Origin of the sequence: Halomonas sp. R57-5 (assembly GCF_900070345.1) — a bacterium.
Lineage (GTDB): Bacteria > Pseudomonadota > Gammaproteobacteria > Pseudomonadales > Halomonadaceae > Vreelandella > Vreelandella ventosae_B.
Map to the genome: position 1 here is coordinate 3340374 of NZ_LN813019.1, position 19698 is coordinate 3360071.

At 57.5% G+C, this 19698-nt stretch carries 18 protein-coding genes; 6 read left to right on the forward strand and 12 right to left on the reverse strand.

Going from position 1 to position 19698, the window contains the following annotated elements; translation table 11 throughout:
* Positions 1-32: 32 nt before the first annotated feature.
* Positions 33-1700, reverse strand: coding sequence for a urocanate hydratase (hutU, locus tag HALO_RS15400; protein ID WP_035578096.1), 1668 nt, complete (start codon positions 1698-1700; stop codon positions 33-35).
* Positions 1701-1961: 261 nt separating this feature from the next.
* Between hutU and HALO_RS15405 the strand changes: the two genes are divergently transcribed.
* The gene (locus HALO_RS15405; protein WP_050713609.1) at positions 1962-3323 is read left to right on the forward strand and encodes a formimidoylglutamate deiminase; all 1362 of its coding nucleotides are present in this window, start codon (positions 1962-1964) and stop codon (positions 3321-3323) included.
* A 50-nt stretch (positions 3324-3373) separates the two neighbouring features.
* Positions 3374-3652 carry a hypothetical protein gene (locus HALO_RS15410; protein WP_035578092.1) on the forward strand — a complete coding sequence of 93 codons (279 nt, stop codon included), beginning with the start codon at positions 3374-3376 and terminating at the stop codon, positions 3650-3652.
* A 27-nt stretch (positions 3653-3679) separates the two neighbouring features.
* Here the strand turns inward: HALO_RS15410 and HALO_RS15415 are convergent, their stop codons facing one another.
* Positions 3680-4543: a LysR family transcriptional regulator gene (locus HALO_RS15415; protein ID WP_035578090.1), complete on the reverse strand. Its 864-nt coding sequence runs from the start codon at positions 4541-4543 to the stop codon at positions 3680-3682.
* 72 nt (positions 4544-4615) lie between these two features.
* Between HALO_RS15415 and HALO_RS15420 the strand changes: the two genes are divergently transcribed.
* On the forward strand, positions 4616-5629 hold the full coding sequence (locus tag HALO_RS15420; RefSeq protein ID WP_327050251.1) for a YeiH family protein: 1014 nt from the start codon (positions 4616-4618) through the stop codon (positions 5627-5629).
* 43 nt (positions 5630-5672) lie between these two features.
* Here the strand turns inward: HALO_RS15420 and HALO_RS15425 are convergent, their stop codons facing one another.
* From HALO_RS15425 to HALO_RS15470, 10 genes are all read right to left on the reverse strand, one after another.
* A complete protein-coding gene (locus HALO_RS15425) occupies positions 5673-6683 on the reverse strand; it encodes an ABC transporter ATP-binding protein (protein ID WP_035578086.1) in 1011 nt (336 codons plus the stop codon).
* Positions 6683-7468, reverse strand: coding sequence for an ABC transporter permease (locus HALO_RS15430; protein ID WP_050713610.1), 786 nt, complete (start codon positions 7466-7468; stop codon positions 6683-6685). The genes HALO_RS15425 and HALO_RS15430 overlap by 1 nt, the downstream gene beginning before the upstream one ends.
* A complete protein-coding gene (locus tag HALO_RS15435; RefSeq protein ID WP_035578082.1) occupies positions 7465-8328 on the reverse strand; it encodes an ABC transporter permease in 864 nt (287 codons plus the stop codon). Before HALO_RS15435 ends, HALO_RS15430 begins: the two co-directional genes overlap by 4 nt.
* Before the next feature lie 75 nt (positions 8329-8403).
* Positions 8404-9438: an ABC transporter substrate-binding protein gene (locus tag HALO_RS15440; protein ID WP_035578081.1), complete on the reverse strand. Its 1035-nt coding sequence runs from the start codon at positions 9436-9438 to the stop codon at positions 8404-8406.
* A 32-nt stretch (positions 9439-9470) separates the two neighbouring features.
* Positions 9471-10373 carry a PfkB family carbohydrate kinase gene (locus HALO_RS15445; protein ID WP_035578080.1) on the reverse strand — a complete coding sequence of 301 codons (903 nt, stop codon included), beginning with the start codon at positions 10371-10373 and terminating at the stop codon, positions 9471-9473.
* Positions 10370-11377: an ADP-ribosylglycohydrolase family protein gene (locus HALO_RS15450; protein WP_035578079.1), complete on the reverse strand. Its 1008-nt coding sequence runs from the start codon at positions 11375-11377 to the stop codon at positions 10370-10372. The genes HALO_RS15445 and HALO_RS15450 overlap by 4 nt, the downstream gene beginning before the upstream one ends.
* A 2-nt stretch (positions 11378-11379) precedes the next feature.
* Positions 11380-12087, reverse strand: a complete 708-nt coding sequence (locus tag HALO_RS15455) for a GntR family transcriptional regulator (protein ID WP_035578078.1) — start codon at positions 12085-12087, stop codon at positions 11380-11382.
* A gap of 410 nt (positions 12088-12497) precedes the next feature.
* The gene (gene hutC, locus HALO_RS15460) at positions 12498-13211 is read right to left on the reverse strand and encodes a histidine utilization repressor (protein ID WP_035578077.1); all 714 of its coding nucleotides are present in this window, start codon (positions 13209-13211) and stop codon (positions 12498-12500) included.
* 57 nt (positions 13212-13268) lie between these two features.
* Positions 13269-13871: a HutD/Ves family protein gene (locus HALO_RS15465; protein ID WP_050713611.1), complete on the reverse strand. Its 603-nt coding sequence runs from the start codon at positions 13869-13871 to the stop codon at positions 13269-13271.
* Between the two features lie 13 nt (positions 13872-13884).
* Positions 13885-14856, reverse strand: a complete 972-nt coding sequence (locus HALO_RS15470; RefSeq protein WP_092490851.1) for an isopenicillin N synthase family dioxygenase — start codon at positions 14854-14856, stop codon at positions 13885-13887.
* Between the two features lie 441 nt (positions 14857-15297).
* On the opposite strand from HALO_RS15470, the gene hutH reads away from it, so the two are divergent.
* From hutH to HALO_RS15485, 3 genes are read left to right on the forward strand one after another with little or no spacing between them, the layout of a single operon-like run.
* Positions 15298-16830, forward strand: a complete 1533-nt coding sequence (hutH, locus tag HALO_RS15475) for a histidine ammonia-lyase (protein WP_035578075.1) — start codon at positions 15298-15300, stop codon at positions 16828-16830.
* A 1-nt stretch (position 16831) separates the two neighbouring features.
* On the forward strand, positions 16832-18100 hold the full coding sequence (locus tag HALO_RS15480; RefSeq protein ID WP_081899038.1) for an alpha-hydroxy acid oxidase: 1269 nt from the start codon (positions 16832-16834) through the stop codon (positions 18098-18100).
* Positions 18097-19485, forward strand: coding sequence for an FAD-binding oxidoreductase (locus HALO_RS15485; RefSeq protein ID WP_197671941.1), 1389 nt, complete (start codon positions 18097-18099; stop codon positions 19483-19485). The genes HALO_RS15480 and HALO_RS15485 overlap by 4 nt, the downstream gene beginning before the upstream one ends.
* Positions 19486-19698: the final 213 nt, after the last annotated feature.

The following is a 19698-nucleotide window of genomic DNA, read 5'->3' on the forward strand; positions in this document are numbered from 1 at the left end:
GTTAAAGGGAGGGAGGTAGTTGATAAGGAAGATTACTTAACCATCGGCAAATCGAGCCCCTGCTCACTGGCACTCTGTTTGGCGATGTCGTAGCCAGCATCGGCATGACGCATGACCCCAGTGGCCGGATCATTACGCAGCACGCGGCCCAATCGGGCATGAGCGTCATCCGTGCCATCGGCGACGATCACCACCCCTGCATGCTGGGAGTAACCCATGCCCACTCCACCGCCATGGTGAAGAGAAACCCAGGTAGCGCCCCCGGCAGTGTTGAGCAGCGCATTGAGCAGCGGCCAGTCGGAGACGGCATCCGAGCCATCCTGCATTGATTCAGTCTCACGATTGGGGCTGGCCACCGAGCCGGAGTCCAGGTGGTCGCGACCAATCACAATGGGTGCTTTGAGCTCACCACTGGCGACCATGGCGTTAAACGCCTGCCCCAAACGCGCACGATCCTTTAAGCCCACCCAGCAGATGCGCGCCGGTAAGCCCTGGAAGCTGATACGCTCCTTGGCCATATCCAGCCAGTTATGCAGATGCGGATCATCTGGGATGAGTTCTTTGACTTTCTGGTCGGTCTTGTAGATATCTTCTGGATCACCGGAGAGCGCCACCCAGCGGAATGGGCCAATTCCCTGGCAGAACAGTGGGCGAATGTAGGCAGGCACAAAGCCGGGGAAGCCGAAAGCATTAGAAACGCCCTCCTCCTGAGCCATCTGGCGAATGTTATTGCCATAATCGAAGGTAGGTATACCCATTGCCTGGAAGTCGAGCATGGCCTGCACATGCACCGCCATGGAGCGCTTAGCCGCCTTGACCACCACCTCGGGTTCGGTCTTCCCGCGTGCCAAATACTCATCCCAAGTCCAGCCTGCCGGCAGATAACCGTGCAGTGGGTCGTGAGCGCTGGTCTGGTCAGTCACCATATCCGGCTTGATGCCACGCTTAATCAGTTCCGGCAGAATCTCAGCCGCATTACCATGCAGCGCAATCGAGACGGCTTTACTTTCTGAGGTATAGCGCTCCAGGCGCGCCAGGGCATCGTCGAGATCACTCGCCTGCTCATCCACATAGCGGGTACGCAGACGCATATCAATGCGGCTCTGCTGACACTCAATATTAAGGCTGCAGGCCCCCGCCAGCGTTGCCGCCAATGGTTGCGCCCCGCCCATACCGCCAAGACCAGCCGTCAGAATCCAGCGCCCGGCTAGCTTGCCATCGTAGTGCTGGCGACCAGCCTCAACAAAGGTCTCGTAGGTGCCCTGAACAATGCCCTGAGAACCGATGTAGATCCATGAGCCAGCCGTCATCTGGCCGTACATCATCAGGCCTTTCTTATCCAGCTCGTTGAAGTGCTCCCAGTTGGCCCAGGCGGGCACCAGGTTGGAGTTGGCGATTAATACCCGTGGCGCATCCTTATGGGTCTCAAACACCCCCACCGGCTTGCCGGACTGGATCAGCAGCGACTGGTTATCTTCCAAGCGCTTGAGGGTCTCAACGATGGCATCGAAGCACTCCCAGTTACGGGCGGCGCGACCGATACCGCCATACACCACTAACTCTTTGGGGTTCTCGGCCACATCTGGATCAAGGTTATTCATCAGCATGCGCAGCGGTGCTTCCGTCAGCCAGCTCTTGCAGGAGAGCTCGGCTCCATGAGGTGCCCGAATTTCGGTATCGCGAAAGCGTGAAAGAGACATGGTAACTCCTGTTTGCTGTCAAAGTTTGTATATACATTATGACAACAAACGCTTCTGCGCAATCACCTAAATCGCCCTTTTTAGCAAAAAAACAACTCAGCCCTAAATATTCGCCAACATAGTGCAAACGCCAACAATAGGGCGAAATTACGCACCAAAATGGACTTTACGAGGAAATTCCAACTCTCTTCTTTACCTAAGAAGCGGACTTCGCTATATGTATATACATTAGCCGTTATTCGTTAACAAAAAGGAGCCCCGATGACCCACTGCTATTTTGCTGATCATGCCCTACTCCCGACTGGATGGGCCTCTCAGGTGCTGTTCGAAGTCGATGCCACCGGCATGCTTATATCGGTACTGCCCAACAGCTCGCCCGGCAACGCCCAGCGCTTAGCCGGGCCAGCGCTACCCGGTATGCCTAACCTACATTCACACGCTTTTCAGCGCGCCATGGCGGGCCTGGCAGAAATCGGTAGCCCCCAGCCAGACAGCTTCTGGAGCTGGCGAGACCGCATGTACGGCTTKGTTGACCGCCTGACACCGAATCAAGTGGGCACTATTGCCCAATCGCTGTATGTCGAAATGCTTAAGGGCGGCTATACCCAGGTCAGCGAGTTTCATTATTTGCACCACGATCTATCGGGCAAGGCCCATAGCGATCCTGCTGAGATGGCCTGGGCGATTAGCCAAGCGGCCGAGCGCAGTGGCATTGCGCTTACCTTGCTACCGGTGCTTTACGCCCACAGCGGCTTTGGCGGCCAGCCACCCAATCATGGGCAAAGACGTTTTATCCACGCCGTACCAGATTTTTTGAAATTGCTTGAGACGTTGAAGCCAAGCTTTGCCGACCACTCCACACAGGCACTAGGCATGGCGTTTCATTCCCTGCGCGCGGTGACATTGGAAGAGATCCAGGCGGTGCTGGCGACGAACCCTGTCGGGCCACGCCMCATTCATGTCGCCGAGCAGCAACGCGAAGTGGAAGACAGCCTCGCCTATTCAGGCAAACGCCCTGTGCGCTGGCTACTGGATAACGTTGAGGTGGATGAGCGCTGGTGTTTGATTCATGCCACACACCTGGACGATGCAGAGATACGTGACCTCGCCACTAGCGGCGCCGTGGCAGGGCTCTGTCCGACCACCGAGGCCAATCTGGGCGACGGCATCTTCCGCGCAGTGGAGTATGCCGCCCAGGGTGGGCGTCTGGGCATTGGCTCCGACAGCCATGTCTCACTCGATGTGGTTGAAGAGCTACGGCTACTTGAGTATGGCCAGCGCCTTGCCACGCAACAACGCAACTGCCTGCACAATAGCGACATACGCCCGGTGGGCGACTGGCTTTATCGCCAGGCCTTAGCGGGAGGCGCCCAGGCCTCTGGCCAACCCATCGGCGCGCTCGAAGCGGGCAAACGAGCCGATATAGTCGTCCTCGATGGCAGCGATCCCTACCTCGCCACGAGTAACGACGAAACACGGCTAGGACGTTGGCTGTTTGGCGGTTCAAAGCAGCAGATACGCGATGTGATGGTCGCAGGCCGCTGGGTTATCCAGCAGCAGCGTCACGCCCTCGATGAATCAAATAATGCCGCGATGACCAGGCTGTTTCGCGATATCGGCTAACCAACAAGCGCCCCGCTGACCAAAACTCTCCAACTGCCCTTGGAGCTCCTATGCCTGACGCAAACTACACCCTCAAAGCCACACCAACCGTTCTGTGTAAGCTACTGGTGCCCAGTCTGTTAGGCATATTGGTATTCTTTGTACCATTGCCCATTGGTGGTAAAACCGCCGTGCGCAGCATGCTTGGGGGTACAGCGGCCTACTACGTCATGGCGGTGATCGTCGCAGGCGCCCTCTATCCGGTGATCACCGGGCAGTGGGCAATGCGGTTGGCAATCAGCAGTCTGTCGCCTCCCGCCTTTTGGGCCTGGCGGCTTTTTTATGGCTGATGTCCTTCGAATTTCTAACTCAGGACACTAAGTCAAAGCCTCCATAAACGCCTGCACCAAGGGTGATTTAATCGCCTCAGGCGAACATATCCATGAGAATGACCGCACTAATGTCAGGTCGGTGTTAAGCGGTACAAAACGGCCAGACCCATCAGCATCTAGGGAGAGGTGTGATAAACACCCTGCCCCCAGCCCACTGAGCACAGCTTGTTTAATAGCCTCCTGACGGCTCAGGGTTAAGCGTATCTTCGGCTGAACGCCTACCGCCTGCATGGCGGTATCAAACACTTCCCGTGTGCCGGAACCCGGTTCGCGGACAATCCAGTCCAGGGTTCCCAGTTGCTCGGCCGACACCTGGTTTTCTTTTGCCAACGGGTGATCCCGGGTTACAAACAACGCCAACCGATCCTCCTGCCAGCGCCGAATCTGCAAATAGTCGTGCACCGCCGGCCCTTCTATCAGGCCGATCTGCGCCTGTCCGGTTTCCAGTTGTTGCAACACGCCCCGGGTGTTTTGAATATCGATGGTCGGGCGGATGCCCGGGTACTGGCCCGTCAGCCGGGCCAGTACGCCGGGGACTACATAACAGGCAATAGTGGTACTGGCGGCAATTCTAAGCTGACCTGCCAGCTCATCGCCCGACCCTTCAGCCAGCCGCTGGCAATCGCTGAGGATCAACCGCACCTGCGGCAAACGATCACGTCCGGCAGGAGTAAGCACTAACTCTCGACCTCTCCGCTCAAACAAAGCCAGCCCCATTTGTCGCTCCAGCTCCGTTACCGCCTGGCTCGCGGCAGACTGGCTGATCGCCTGTTCTTCGGCCGCCAGTGTGAGACGCCCAAGACGGGCTGTCGCCTCGAATATGGCCAGTTGGCGCAAGGTAAAATTCATAAGTTAAACCGAACTTTTAGTTAAGTTATATCCATTATACTTATCATAGTCACCAAACTACAGTAATCGCACTTGAACAGGAGCTATGTGATGGTGTGGATACTGGTAGGTTTGGCAGGCGCGGCCTTGTTGCTGTCTCAACTGCCGTTGCTGGCGGGCATAGGCCTGAGCGCCCTGCCGTTGGCCGTGCTGATTGGTGCGCTTTATGGCAATTCACCGCTGGCGACCGAACCAACTGCAAAATCTAAAGACGTTCTGGGGTTTGCTCAGCAAAAGCTGCTGCGCCTGGGTATTATTCTGTTTGGTTTTAACCTGAGCCTAACCCAGCTCGTCGCCGTCGGCTGGCCTGCCCTGGTGGCCGATGCCATTATGATCGTGGTGGTGCTGAGTTTCGGCATCTGGTTTGGCATTCGCTGCCTGAAGATGAGCCCGGAGCTTGCTTCACTGACCTCGGTCGGCAGCGCCGTCTGCGGTGCCGCTGCCATCATGGCCGCCAACCCGGTGATCAAGGGCCGTGATCAGGACGTTACACTAGCCGTGGCACTGGTCGTTATTTTCGGCACACTGGCCATGTTCAGCTACCCTCTGCTGTTCGCCTATTCCGGGCTGGACCCGGCCTGGTTCGGCATTTACATAGGCAGCACGGCCCATGAAGTCGCCCAGGCGGTCGCTGCTGGGCAGTCCATGGGTCCGGAAACGATGGAGTTCGCGGTCGTCACCAAGCTGGTACGCGTCATGATGCTGGCACCCGTTGTGCTGGTGCTGGCGCAAGTCTTCATCCGATTGCGTCAAAACGAAACAACAGACACCACCCAAACCCGCTTGCCTATCCCCTGGTTCGTTTTCGGTTTCATGCTCGCCGCTGGCATCGGCAGCCTGGGCTGGTTGCCGCCCGTGGTCATTACCGCTCTGCAATGGCTGGCCCAGGCGGCACTGGCTTTGGCGATGGTCGCCCTCGGTATCAAAGCCTGCTGGTCAGACCTGAAAGCCGCTGGCTGGCGCCCGGTAGCACATGCTGGGGTGTTGTTTGTACTGCTGTTGGGTGGCGGGCTTGGGGTAACGTCTGTTTTGGTGGCGATATTTTGAACTAGAAAGCCTGGCTGAATGCCGATGACGAGAAGCCAATCGTTCATGCTGACACCGCAATCGTGTCTTCTGGCGACCAACTTAGCCAGACATTGCCATCCCGTGGCAGTTCGGGGATATCCCTATCCCGCGCGACCAGTTTCCACTGCTGCCCATCGACATCAATCAGACAGGTGGCCATAGCTCCGGCAAAAATGCGCTGAGTCAGCCGCCCCCGAATAGAATTGCGCCCATCCTCTGGCACCGCGCCGATTGTCAGCGCTTCGGGCCGAACGGCAAAGCTGCGCCCAACGCGACCACCCGGGAGGGCAAGGCTGCCCAGACGGCTTTCCGGCAGCCAATTCGCTTCTCCCAGGAACCCTGCGGCAAAGGCGTCTTTGGGATGATCATACACCTCTCGCGGGGGACCTGACTGCACGATACGCCCTGCCCGCAGGATGCCGATGCGATCCGACAATGTCAGCGCCTCTTCCTGATCGTGGGTGACAAAAATCGTGGTGATGCCGATTTCACGCTGGATGCGTTTAAGCTCGATCTGCATGTCGATCCGCAGCGATTTGTCCAGAGCCGACAGCGGTTCATCCAGCAGCAGAACCTTGGGGTTGGTCACGATGGCCCGTGCCAGCGCCACCCTCTGCCGCTGCCCGCCCGAAAGCTGGCTCGGGCGTCGTCCGGCCATCGCACCAAGCTGCACGAGATCCAGCACCTCGGCGATCCGCCGTTTTTCCTCTGCTGCGCCCACTTTACGAACCCGCAGGCCGAAACCCACGTTGTCCGCGACGCTCATATTGGGAAACAGCGCATAGTTCTGGAACATCATGCCGATGTCGCGCTCTTCCACCGGGATCTTTTCCACGTTCCGATCCCCGATGCGGATGCTGCCGCCTTCGGGATAATGGAACCCGGCGATAGTGCGCAGCAGCGTCGTCTTGCCCGATCCCGACGGACCAAGCAGGCCAAAGAAACCGCCATCTTCAAAAGTGATCGACACTTCGTCCAGTGCAATCGCCTGGCCGAATTTTTTCGTGACGTTCCGCACATCGACGAGCGACATCAGCGTTCTCCTCCGAACTTGGAATAGCGGGTGGCAAGGAACATGATCAGCATCGACAGGGTGATGATGATGGTAGAAATCGCGTTGATCTCCGGGGTGAACCCCTTGCGGATGGCGGTGTAGATCAGGACAGGCAACGTGCTGTCGCCCGGTTCCGACAGGAAATAGCTGACCACGAACTGGTCAAAGCTGACGGCAAAAGCAAAAAGCGACCCTGCCACGACACCCGGTGCTATCCATGGCAGAGTTACGCGCCGCAACACTGTCCAGCCAGAAGCCCCCATGGAACGGGCGGCTTCTTCCAGCGTGATGTCAAAGCTCGACAGGCGCGCGGTGACGGTGACGATGACATACGGCAGGGCAAGCGCGACGTGGCCAATGATGACCGCAGGCGTGCCCCGCCCTATGCCGATGGCGAAGAAGAAGATAAGCATGGCGGTGCCCGTGATCAGCCACGGAATGGCGATCGGCGGGAACAACAACACCTGAAATACGCGTTTGCCCGGAAAGTCATAGMGGAACAACGCGATCGAGGCGGCCGTGCCAAGCGCCGTGGCGATCACCGTCGTTGCCAGCGCGATCAGCACCGACCGGACGGCAGCCGCGATGATCTGCTGGTTCCCGCTCATCTGTTCATACCATTCCGTCGAGAATTTGAACGGCAGTTGATAGAACGGCGAGGCGTTAAAGGACATCGTCGCCATGACAAGGATCGGCGCATAAAGGAACACGAGGATCAGCACCAGCCAGAAGCGGCCGATTAGCGAAAGAATGGAACTTTTCATGTTCTTGCCCTTTTCAGGATCGGGCTGGACAGCGCAAGAACCAGCAGAACCACGGCCAACAGGATGAACGACAGCGCCGCGCCCAGTGGCCAGTTGTAGACGGCAACGAATTGATCCTCGATCACCGTGCCGAAATAGGTTCCCATCCGGCCACCCAGAATGCGCGGCTCCATGAACGATCCGACCACCGGTACGAAGACCAAAACGGCGCCCGCCAGCAGTCCCGGCAGCGACAGTGGCAACAACAGCCGCCACAAGATCGTGATCCGCGATGCGCCCATGGAGCGAGCCGCATCCACAATATCGTCGTCAATGGCCTGCAGCGCGAGATACGAGGTCAGAATCACATATGGCAGGAAACTGTGCACCAGCCCGATCACCACGGCTTCGGTCGTGAACATCAGATTCAGTTGGATGTCGAAGGGCAGGATGAATTCAAGGCTTCGTTCCAGCACGCCGTTGCCACGCAGCACGATGGCCCATGAGAAGATCCGGACAAGCGAATTGGACCAGAACGGCAGGATCACCAGCAGGAACAGGGTTTCGCGCGCGCGTCCCTTGATAGTCCGAGCCAGCACCAACGCGCAGGGATAGCCGATCAGGATGCAGACCAGAGTGACGGTAAAACCCAGCTTCAGCGATTTCCACAACAGCGTGGCGTAAGTCGGGTTCGTCAGGAACTGGTTGTAATTGCCCAGCGTGATCCGCCAGTCCGGGGTATCCTGTGGCAGGTCGGTCAGAAAGCTGAAGAACAGCATGGCCGAAAGAGGCAGGAACACCGCGACCAGCAACCAAAGATAGGCGGGCGACAGAAGCGCGAACAGGCGCCTTCGATCCATCGGAGCAGTGGGTTGAGCCATTCCAATCTCCTTCCTTTTTATATTCTACGGAAGCATAGCGATTGCCGGACCCTGTATCGGGGTCAATTTTGACATTTACTGGGCGGCTTTCAGTCCCTGCCATATTTCTAAATAGGCCTCGCGCGACTCATCCGTGACGGGCGCTTGGAACTTCGCTCGCGCAACCACCTCCGGATCTCCCAGAACGCGTTTGTTGAACGCATCTTCTGGCAGAGCCGCCGCCGCATCTGCGTTAGCGGAGGCAGGCGCGCCCTCCTGATCCCAGCGGGTGTAGAATTCAGGATCAATCATCCAGTCAATGAACTGCTGCGCAGCCTCCCTGTGTTCAGAGGTCGCGGGGATCGACAAGGCATCGAGCCAGCCAATCGCACCCTCTTTCGGCACCACGAATTCAACCGGCAAGCCAAGGGAGGCGGAGCGGGCGGCCGAACCGGACCAATAGCTAGCAATGTCCAACTCGCCTGCGGCCATGTACTGGTTCCAGTCGTTTTCGCTGCTCCAGAAGGTTCGTAAGTTGGGCATCAGCGCCGCGAGCTTTTCTTCCGCCGCGTCCAGGTCTTCAATATTATTGATGTCCTGCCCGGTCGCGAGCGCAGCCAGTTGCATCGCCTCAAGCGCATCGTCGCGGATCGAAATGCGACCTGCATAGGCAGGATTCCACAGCGCCTCGATGCTGTCGGGCGCTTCCTCAATCACCGATGTGTTGAAAGCAAAGGATGTCAGGCCCCATGTCCATGGCACACCGTAGACGTCATTATCTGAAACCAGTTTTGAGTCCTGCGCAAAGCGCTCCGGCACACCCGCATAATTTTCGATGACCGAAGCGTCAATGGGCGCCAGCAACTCTTCCTCAATGGCCTGCGGAGTGAAGACGGCATTAATCATTACCACGTCATAAGCGCCAGGGTTGGTTCGCAGCTTTGTCAGCATCTCCTGCTCGGAGTTGAAATATTCATGCACAACGGTATGGCCGGTCGCCTCTTCAAAGGGCTCGATGGAAAAGCTCTGGTCAGTGCCGTAGCCCTGCCAGTTTAAAACGCGAATTTCATCCGCCAGGGCGGTACCCGTCGTCAGAGCAAGCGCGGAAAGGGAAAGCAATGTTGTCTTCATCACAGATACTCCTTGTTATTGGTGGTATGAGATCAGACCAGAGCCAAAACCTGCCTATGCTCTGGMGGGGTCGCCGAACCGGCCCGTGTCGTGGACAGGGCCGCAGCGATGTTGGCGTAACGCGCGGCACGCAGAGCGTCGCCGGATCGGGCAAGCTCGGCGATAAAACAGCCAATGTGGCAATCCCCCGCGCCGTTGGTGTCAATGGCCTCAACCCTATGAGGCTCAATCCGGTGCACCTGACCGTCAGTGGCCAGCACACAACCTGCCGCCCCGCTGCGCAGAACAGCGCCCTGGCGGTCTTGGGCCAGGGCGCTAGCGGCCTCCGCCGGATCGGACTTACCGGTCAGCACTGCTGCCTCGGCGGCATTGGCACTGATCCAATCGGCACGGGACATGACCGTGCGCAGGATCACTTCGGACAACAACGCTACGACGGGCGAGGGATCGAAGATCACCGTGATATCCGCCTGCAGACCGGCAACCCAGTCGGCCAAGGCAACCCGTGCTGCGGGGTAGTAAAGGGTATAGCCCGAGAGCATCACATGAGTGACACCTGACAACTCGATCTTCGCCAAGTCCGAGGCCGTGATCTGTCCTTCAGCACCGGGATATCCAACAAAGCTGCGTTCTCCATCCGGTTCCAGCAGCACGGTGCAACACCCCTGATCGTGTCCTGGGACTGCCGGGCGGGCACAGTCGATGCCCAGCTCCTTCAGTCGTTCTGCCACGATCCCTGCCAGCGGCCCAGTGCCGATTGATCCACCCAGGCGCACCGCCATTCCGGCTGCATGCGCCGCGGCCATCGCATTGAATCCACCGCCAACAACCATGGCAAAGCCCGTAACCTCCGCCTCCGTACCCGAGGCGGGCATGGCGCGGACATTGTAGGTCAAGTCCATCACCGGCCCAGTCATCTGCAGCAGCAGGCTCATCCTATGACCTCTTCGCAATCTACACCGCGCAGCGCCAGCAAACCCCGCGCGACTGCGTCGATGTCCAGATCGTTGGCCGCCATGACTTGCGCCTCTGCCGCGGGAGGAACATCACCGCCCAAAGCACCAGCCATGGCTCCCACTATCGCCCCAATGGTATCGGTGTCGTCGCCTGCATTTGCGGCAATCAACAGCCCCCGCCATAGATCGCCCTGCGCCAGACGCAGGATGCCGAAAGCCGCCGGAACACTTTCGCGGCTGGCGACAGAGGTGCCGATCCCGGCGATAAGAGCTTCTTCGTCGCCGCCTTCGGCCAGGTACAGAGCGGTTTCGATACGCCCGGCCATGTCAGTTTCACCCACGGCATGGCCAGCGGTCTGCCCTAAGCGGCACGCCTCCAGTGCATAATTCAGCGCCGCGTCCAGATCGCGCCCAGCGATCCCGCAGCTAACCATCATGGCGACGGCTGACGCCGCGGCGATGGCCTCTCCAGTGTTATGGGTTACCCGGCAGGTCAGTGCAACCCGTGCAACCACTGTTTCTACCTCTGGTGGAGTCATGATTCCAACAGGCGCAACCCGCATTGCTGCGCCATTGGTTGTCCCACGCCACCCGGACTCTTCGGACGAAGCTCCGGCTAACAGCGCGTCAATCGCCGTGCGGGAGGACGGACCAAGCAGATCCGACAGTCCCTTGGCGCGAATAGCCGCTTCCCACTCCAGTAGGTCGTGCGCCCAGGCCTCATGGTCGAACCCCTCGGGGTGGGCGATAAGCCTTCGGGCCAGCAGCAGCGTCTGTTCGGTGTCATCGGTCACCTGCGCGGCGCGCAGCCCGTGGGAAACTGGGTGCCCTTGAAACGGGGCGACGAACCCTTCAATCCGGCCGTAATGGGCCTGGATGGCGCTGCGCGTCAAAGTCTGTGCCGGCATCCCAAGCGCATCGCCCATTGCGAGACCCATTAGCGTCGCGCGAGCCCGGTTCAATATCGCATTCGTTACGCTCATCTTCAGAACTCCAAGTGCAGACCAAAAAGTCCCGGATCAAGAAGGCTTTCCACATATTCGACAATGTCACCAGACACCGTGCGCGTCAGCCGACGCAAGCGCAGCATCGGCTCGCCCACTGCACGCCCCATCAGCGCTGCGTCCTCAGGCGTAAGAGCGGGCAACACATTGGCCCACTCCTCGCCCGAGGCAGGCGATAGGTTCCGCGCCTCCAACGTCTGACTGAGCGAACCGTTCTCCAGCCCTTCTGCCAAAATCGGAGCAAAGTCGTCGCGCCACGGCACACGGGATCGCTCTAGTGTCAGCGCGCGGCCTGTATCTTTCCGAAAGCGGATACGGTCAACGGCAAGCACGTACTCTGCTGTGAACTGCTGGACGTCTAGATCCATCGGTTGCCGCACGATCTGCAGAATCCGCGCGCCCATCTGCGTGCCAGTATCCGATAGGGCAAGGCTCCAGCCCGGCCCGTTATCAATCACCGCACCGCCATAGGTCACAAAGGAGCCAATTCCGACCCTGGTTCGGATGAGCCCCTTGGCGACGAGGATACCCAGCCCCTTGCGTACTGTTGTACGCGAGACGGCAAAACGCTCCACCAGGGAGCTTTCACTAGACAGCGCCGCTCCATCATGCAGCGAGCCAGAGCGAATTTCCGCCTCCAGCACACGGGCAATTCTTTCGGATTTGGACTTTGGTGCAGCCTGTATCATGCAGCCTCCTTTTCTATTCACCATACTATACAGGTCTAGTCAGGAATATCACAAAAAATTACTAATCATCTATTTAAAGAGCGTAAAATTCTATTTTATCAGCACCTTATGAATACATTAAAAACACCTGTATGGTACCTGTATTATTTATAAAATCAATTATTCCAGCCAAATGCCGCATACGCATACCCTAAGCTGCTCTATCAATGATCATAGAAATGACTTAATTCCTGGCAAGCAACGCGGCTAGGCCATTGGCTGTTTGGCGGTTTCAAGCATCAGATACGCGATGTCATGGTCGCAGGCCGCTGGGTTATTCAGCAGTGGCGTCACGCCCTCGACGAGTCAAACAATGCCGCGATGACCAGGCTGTTTCGTGAGATAGGCTAGTTGTTGTTTCGCGAGAACGACTACTTAGAAGAGTGCGCCATGGTGCGCAATTTATAGCGGTCACCGGGATGCAGCAGGTGAGCATAACTAATTAGGCGGTCGCCTGACCAAGTGCGCCGACGAACACTAAGGCAGGGTAGCGCAGCATCAATTTCTAGCCACTCTGCCGCACCCGCCTCAGGCAGCACCGCCTCTACCACGTGCTCCATATCAGTAATCGGGCAGGCGGCAACCAACACCTCGTTGGGCGTTTGGCGATTGAAGTCTGCCTCCAGATAGTCAGGCACCCAGCGTGGATTGACGAAGCGCTCTTCGAGCTGGATCGGCTGGCCATTTTCCAGGTGAATAAGAATCGAATGAAATAACCTAGTCCCAATACGCACACCCATCCGCAGGGCAATCTCATCGTCAGCATTCAGCGCTTCGCAACTCACCACACGATTAGCGTATTCGTGGCCACGGCTGCGTACCTCATCAGCGATATTATTAATTTCGGCCAATGGCGACTCAGAGCGACGATCCGTCACAAAAGTGCCGATCCCCGATTGACGCACCAGATAGCCTTCCTGCACTAGGTCGCGAATGGCCTTGTTGGCCGTCATCCTGCTGACACCGAAGGTAACCGCAAGCTGCTCCTCAGGCGGGATCTTATGGTCGACGGGAAAATGACCTGTTTGGATATTATCCAGCAAGTACTGTTTGATCTGTTGATACCGGGGCGGTTGGCGTCCCACGTGCTCTCCTCAAATCCCTTTCACCACCCCGCTTTATTAGCACTCTGAAAAGAATTATCAAACCCGCGGAAACAGGTCGATCCTAATCAGGCGCGTTGCAGGCAGCGTCTCAAATGTCATTGTGTGACAGCTTTCGGTCGCTAACTCGTCATCAGCGATGGGCCTGGGCCAGTGCCAAATATCGCCACCATTAAGGGGCAGTGACGGCTCACTGACCAACCACGCCTGCCCACCAAAAGCTAAGATAAGTGCCTCAGCGTTCGGGGCTTGCCTTAGCGACTCCCCAGACGTTAGCCAGCGAACAGAAGCCTGCCAGTTTGCTGGATTGTACATTAAATTCAGTGCCCGGCTCGGCCCTTCAGGCAACAAGCAATTCACCGCAGCTTCGCCTTCGAAGATAAAGCTTTCCCGAGCCACCAAAACAGCACGCTGATCAGGCAAAACAAGTGTGACCGGATGCTCGCCTATCACCGTAAAGTGACGCCTGACCCCAGCAATAATCGAGAATGGCCCTTCCCTGTCAAGTTCAGCCACCGAAACCCGCCAACCCGGCGACTCACCTTCTCCCTCCTGGCGAGCCACTTCACGTGTTACTCCACCGCCATTTTGCCAAGCGACGGGCAAAAGATCGGTAAAGCGTAACCTTTCGGGTAGCTTCATTGATTGCTCCTCATCAGGATGCGGCAGCCTTGCGGTAGCTCATTGAGGCATCAATGCGACCCAAGATGTAGTCACCCGCGGCTACCGGCGGATATTGAGCTTCTGCTGCTGAGACACCAAGGTCGGCAGGATCAACGCGAGCCGTATAGTCGGGGTCATAAAAGGTCGCTATGGAGKAGCGTTCCCGGCCACTGGTATTGATGACACGATGCAACGTAGAGCGAAAGCGGTCATTTGACCATCGCGCCAACAGATCACCGACATTAACCACCAACGAGCCCTCAATAAAGGGGGCGTCAACCCAGCGCTCGCTACCCAGCTCGCGCACCTGTAAACCACCGACGGCGTCTTGGTAGAGCAGCGTCACGCAGCCATAATCAGTATGCGGCGCAACGCCAAATTGATCCGCCGGTCGATCATCAGCCTGCACGGGGTAATAGACCGCCTGGGTGCGCTGCAACGGCTTAGTGTATTTTGCCGCGAAGAACTCAGGGTCGATTCCTAGGCTCACCGCAATCGCACGCAACAGATCTGCGCCACAGCGACCTACCTCAACAAAGTAGCGATCCATTGCTGGCTGAAACTCCGGCATAAAGTCTGGCCACTGGTTCGGCCCACGCAGTGCCTCGCCTGCCAGTACGCTTGGGTCATCCTCGGCCAAGTCCAGCCCAAAACCATAGAACTCCTTCTCATCAGGTCGGGTTGCCTGATACATAGTGGCACCACCGCGCCGATGAAAACCACGGTGGTGCTTATTAACCGCCACCTGCGCCTTGCGCTCCAGTGGCTCAGCAAAGAAGCGCTGAGCGGCCTGCATAGCATCGTCTATTACTGCCTGTGATAAACCATGGTTGATGATGTAAAAGAACCCCACCTGGGTACAGGCGTTGTGTATCGCCTCCCCCGCCCGCGCGAGGCTATCAGGGTCGCCCTCACGCACGCCCTGCATATCAACCAGCGGTATGGTCATTGCTGAAGTTGTCATTACTTGAGTCTCCACTGTCAACGAAAAGCCAGCCCAATCCTTACCCGTGTTAGTCCACTTAGGCTATCGGTAGCGGCTATAAACAAGAACAGCCACAAGCAATAAGTATATACATATAAAAATACTTTTATCTATCCATGTCATTAAAACAAATCCTATAAAATTTCGCCTAAAACGCACCAAAATCACACAAAAAGCACCATTAATGCACTAAAAATTATCATTTTAAAATAATCTCTAACAGCGCCAGGAAACTTAACCAATAGAACTTGCATAAACACCACCTACCTGTATATACATAATAGCAGCGTCCGATTTCATAGACACAGATTCTCAACGACAGCTGGGAAGATCTAAAAACCATTTTCAACACCCGCTGAGTGAGAAAAAGACTGTTTAGATGCTCCCAAATGATGCCCGTAAAGCACTTCAGAGGTCACCATGACATCAGTACAACGACTCTCCCCAGGCCAACTTACGCTTGCCACACTTCGCGCGCTTTTTGAGGACAGCCCCACTATCGAGCTCGATGAGGAGAGCAGGGCTAGAGTCGCTCGGGCCGAAGCAACGGTTAGCGACATTCTGGATAGTGGCCGCACCGTTTACGGTATTAACACCGGCTTTGGCGTGCTCGCCCAGACCTCAATACCACGCGCGTCACTCACAGAGCTCCAGCGAAACTTAGTGCTGTCACACAGCACAGGGGTTGGTGACAACTTAGACGATGCCACCGTTGGTTTGATACTGGCGCTTAAGGCCGCCTCGCTGGCCCGTGGCCACTCCGGCGTACGCTGGCTGATCATTGACGCATTGCTGGCGCTTTACAACGCCCAGGTCTACCCCTGTATTCCCGCTAAAGGCTCAGTAGGCGCCTCAGGGGATCTTGCGCCGCTAGCGCATTTAGCCGCCACCCTGCTCGGCGAAGGCCGTATGCGCCATAAGGGACGCGAGATGCCAGCCGTTGAAGGACTTGCCCTAGCGGGTCTGGCACCGCTGACACTAGCGCCCAAGGAGGGGCTGGCACTCATCAACGGAACACAAGTTTCCACTGCACTTGCGTTGCGCGGCCTGTTCGCCACCGAAAAACTATTCACCGCTGCCGTGGTCGCCGGTAGCCTGACAGTGGATGCTTTAAAAGGCTCAGACACCCCGTTTGACGAGCGCATCCAGGCCGTTCGCGGCCACCCCGGTCAGTGTGATGTCGCTGGTTTCTACCGCGAGCTGCTAGCGGGCAGCCGGGTGCGCGAATCCCACCGCGACTGCCCGCGGGTTCAGGATCCCTACTCGCTGCGCTGCCAGCCCCAGGTGATGGGCGCCTGCCTCGACCACTTACGCTTTGCAGCGGGCGTATTTCTACGTGAAGCTAACGCCGTTTCTGATAATCCGCTGATCTTTGACAACGGTGACGTCCTTTCCGGCGGCAACTTCCATGCTGAGCCGGTTGCCATGGCCTCCGATGTGCTGGCGCTGGTGATCTCAGAAATCGGCGCGCTGTCGGAAAGACGTATCGCCCAACTCGTCGACCCCGCCCTCTCAGGGCTACCGGCGTTCTTGGTCAACGACAGTGGCCTTAACTCTGGCTTCATGATCGCCCAAGTTAGTGCGGCGGCACTGGCGTCCGAGAACAAAACCCTGGCCCACCCCGCCTCAGTAGACAGCCTGCCGACCTCCGCCAATCAAGAAGACCACGTATCAATGGCGACGTTTGCGGCAAGGCGACTGGCCGACATGGCGTTTAACTCCAGCGCGGTAGTCGCCATTGAGCTACTGGCGGCGGCCCAAGGGGTGGAATTCCACCGCCCCATGACCACGTCACCTTCCCTCGAAGAAGCGCTGGCACTGATTCGGCGCGACGTTAAACATTACGACCGGGATCGCTACTTTGCCCCCGATCTCGTTGCCGCCCAGCGCTTTGTTGACGAGGCTATCTTCGAACCACTGCTGCCCCGCCCACGCCTCTACGCCGAAGGTTGATATGAAACGACGCTACGCCCCAAGCCACCGCTGGCGACACGCCCAAAGTATCGATGAACTGGCCACGATGGCCAGTAGCCGACTGCCCGCCTTTGCCTGGGAATATCTCAATGCAGGTGCCGAGGACGAGCACACCCTCAACGACAATCGCAGAGCATTTCAACGCTGGCAGTGGCGACCACGCACGCTGGTTGACCTAAGTGAGATCGACAGCCGCACCACCCTTTTGGGCCAGGAGTGCGCAATACCCCTGGCAATCGCCCCCACCGGCTACAACGGCATGCTGTGGCGTGACGCTGATATCGCCCTAGCCCGAGCGGCGCAACGKCACGACGTGCCCTTCACGCTGAGTACCGTATCCTGCAATAGCCTTGAGGAGGTTGCCGCCGCTGTCCCAACCGGTCGGCTGTGGTTTCAGCTCTATCCACTACGCGATAAATCAGCGACCCAGGATCTGATCGAACGCGCTCAAGCAGCTAATGCAGAGGCTCTTGTAGTCACTACCGATGCAGTGGTGCTCGGTCGACGCGAGTGGGACAGCCGCAGCTACCTGAACCCTCGACGCCTGACCATGGGCCATACGCTAGATGCTTTGTGCCACCCACGCTGGGCCGCCCAGGCACTCTGGCCCAACGGCCTACCGACACTGGGTAACCTGCTCAAATACTTGCCCGCAGGGGAGCACAGTGCGGCCAGCGCAGCTACCTACATCAGTCAACAAATGGCGACCGACTTAACGTGGGAAGCGCTAGCCGAGATTCGCCAGCAGTGGTCGGGCAAGCTGATCATCAAGGGTATTCTCAATGCTGAGGATGCCCGCCACTGCCAGCGGCTAGGGGCCAACGCCATCGTGGTTACCAACCATGGTGGACGCCAACTGGATGGCTCGCCTGCCAGCCTCGACTGCTTGCCACCCATCGTCGATGCGGTGGGAAAAGAACTTGAGGTTCTGCTCGATAGCGGCATTCGCCGAGGTAGCGATATTGCCAAAGCGCTAGCTCTAGGCGCCAATGGCGTACTCAGTGGAAGGGCCACGCTATATGGTCTCGCGGTTGGCGGCGAGGCAGGCGCTAATCATGCCCTGACGCTACTCCAGCAACAGTTACACAATACGCTTGCTCTGCTGGGTCGCCCATGCGTGTCCCAACTCGACCGCGACTGTCTGGGTCTTCCCCTCCATCTTTCACACGACAACTCACATTACCTCACGGCTAATTCGGTGGATTCGCCCACACAAACCGTGCAGCCGACTATGGGAGATCTATCGTGAGCATTAAACCCAGTAAAGACGATGCCTTCCTAGATCTGTTGCTAAGCGCCTTTGGCGACAACGTGCTGCTGGGCGAGTCAATCCCGGCGTCTTGTCATAGCGATTGGACCGGCCACGCCGCCTGTCGTCCACTGGCGCTGGTACGTCCAACCAGCACACAGGAAGTCTCCAAGCTGCTGCAACTTTGCAACCAGCACCGTCGCGCCATCGTCCCCCAGGGTGGCATGACGGGTTTAGCCGGTGGCGCCGTACCCACGGCTGAGAGTGTCGCGCTGTCATTAATCAAGCTCAGCGGCGTGGAGAACGTTGACCAAGTTGCCGCCACACTGACGGTGCGAGCGGGCACTACACTTCAGGCCGTCCAAGACGCGGCTATAGAAGCAGGCTTTTGCTATCCAATTGATTTTGGCGCCCGAGGCACTTGCCAGATCGGCGGCACCTTATCCMCCAATGCGGGCGGCCATGGCGTGATTCGTCACGGCATGACACGTGACCGTGTGCTCGGCCTTGAAGTAGTGCTAGCCGACGGGCGGATTCTCGATTTGATGAACAGCATGATCAAAAATAATACCGGCTACGACCTTAAGCACTGTTTTATCGGTGCCGAGGGAACACTAGGCGTCATCACCCGCGCTGTACTGCGTCTTGCCCCGCCCCAGAGGGAGTCCCGCACGCTTTTGTGCGCGCTACGCGMCTACCCGGCGGCGGTCAGTCTGCTGCATCGACTGCGTGGCACCGGACTAGCCCTAGAGGCATTCGAGGTGATGTGGCAGGACTTCTATGCGATGAGTTGCGAGTGGCAGAGCAACCAGTCGCCTCTCCCATCAAGCTACCCTCTTTACGTGCTGTGTGAGGTCGAAGGCGATGCAAGCCACCTAGAGATGGTCCTGGAAGCCGCTCTGGAAACTGGCGAAGTGCAAGATGCCGTCATGGCAAGCACGATCAAACAGGCCCAAGAACTATGGGCAATTCGGGAGGCGACTGGCGAATTTCCCGTCAAGTTGGCACCGATCAACTTCGACATCAGTTTACCCATTGCAAAAATTGGCGACTTTGTTGAAGCGGCAGGCAAGCTGCTCACGCACCGCTGGTCAGGCATCCGCATCGTCAATTTCGGCCATATTGGCGACAGCAACCTGCATCTCACTGTAGATAGTAACTCGCTAACTGAGAACACCTCGGCGACTCACCACGCTATCGAAACTGATATCTACGGGCTGGTCGGTGAATACCGCGGCTCCATTTCTGCCGAGCATGGCATTGGTCTGCTTAAGCGTGAATTCCTGCATCACAGTGTCCGCCCCGAAGCGTTGAACGTTATGCATGCCCTCAAGCAAACATTTGATCCAAACAACATTCTCAATCCCGGCAAGGTGCTCAGTTAAGCCACCTTTATTCACCAACAACCGCACTCAAACAGGGCGAAGTTAATTCGCCCTTTAGTGCCAAAATTTGCAAAACCATTATGTATATACAGGTAAGTACTTTTTGGCATGCAGTTTGCTTTTATAAAGCTGACGTACTGGTACGCATTGTCAGTTTCGCCTCCAACAGATCCAGGCGCCCTGACAGTTTCTTAATCATCCCGATGGAGTCAT

Excerpts from the sequence above, each read along its gene's own strand:
- HALO_RS15435 (WP_035578082.1), bottom strand. The coding sequence starts at position 8,328 with ATGGCTCAACCCACTGCTCCGATGGATCGAAGGCGCCTGTTCGCGCTT.
- HALO_RS15415 (WP_035578090.1), bottom strand. The coding sequence starts at position 4,543 with ATGAATTTTACCTTGCGCCAACTGGCCATATTCGAGGCGACAGCCCGT.
- hutH (WP_035578075.1), top strand. The coding sequence starts at position 15,298 with ATGACATCAGTACAACGACTCTCCCCAGGCCAACTTACGCTTGCCACA.
- HALO_RS15425 (WP_035578086.1), bottom strand. The coding sequence starts at position 6,683 with ATGTCGCTCGTCGATGTGCGGAACGTCACGAAAAAATTCGGCCAGGCG.
- HALO_RS15410 (WP_035578092.1), top strand. The coding sequence starts at position 3,374 with ATGCCTGACGCAAACTACACCCTCAAAGCCACACCAACCGTTCTGTGT.
- HALO_RS15455 (WP_035578078.1), bottom strand. The coding sequence starts at position 12,087 with ATGATACAGGCTGCACCAAAGTCCAAATCCGAAAGAATTGCCCGTGTG.
- hutU (WP_035578096.1), bottom strand. The coding sequence starts at position 1,700 with ATGTCTCTTTCACGCTTTCGCGATACCGAAATTCGGGCACCTCATGGA.
- HALO_RS15440 (WP_035578081.1), bottom strand. The coding sequence starts at position 9,438 with ATGAAGACAACATTGCTTTCCCTTTCCGCGCTTGCTCTGACGACGGGT.
- HALO_RS15450 (WP_035578079.1), bottom strand. The coding sequence starts at position 11,377 with ATGAGCGTAACGAATGCGATATTGAACCGGGCTCGCGCGACGCTAATG.
- HALO_RS15465 (WP_050713611.1), bottom strand. The coding sequence starts at position 13,871 with ATGAAGCTACCCGAAAGGTTACGCTTTACCGATCTTTTGCCCGTCGCT.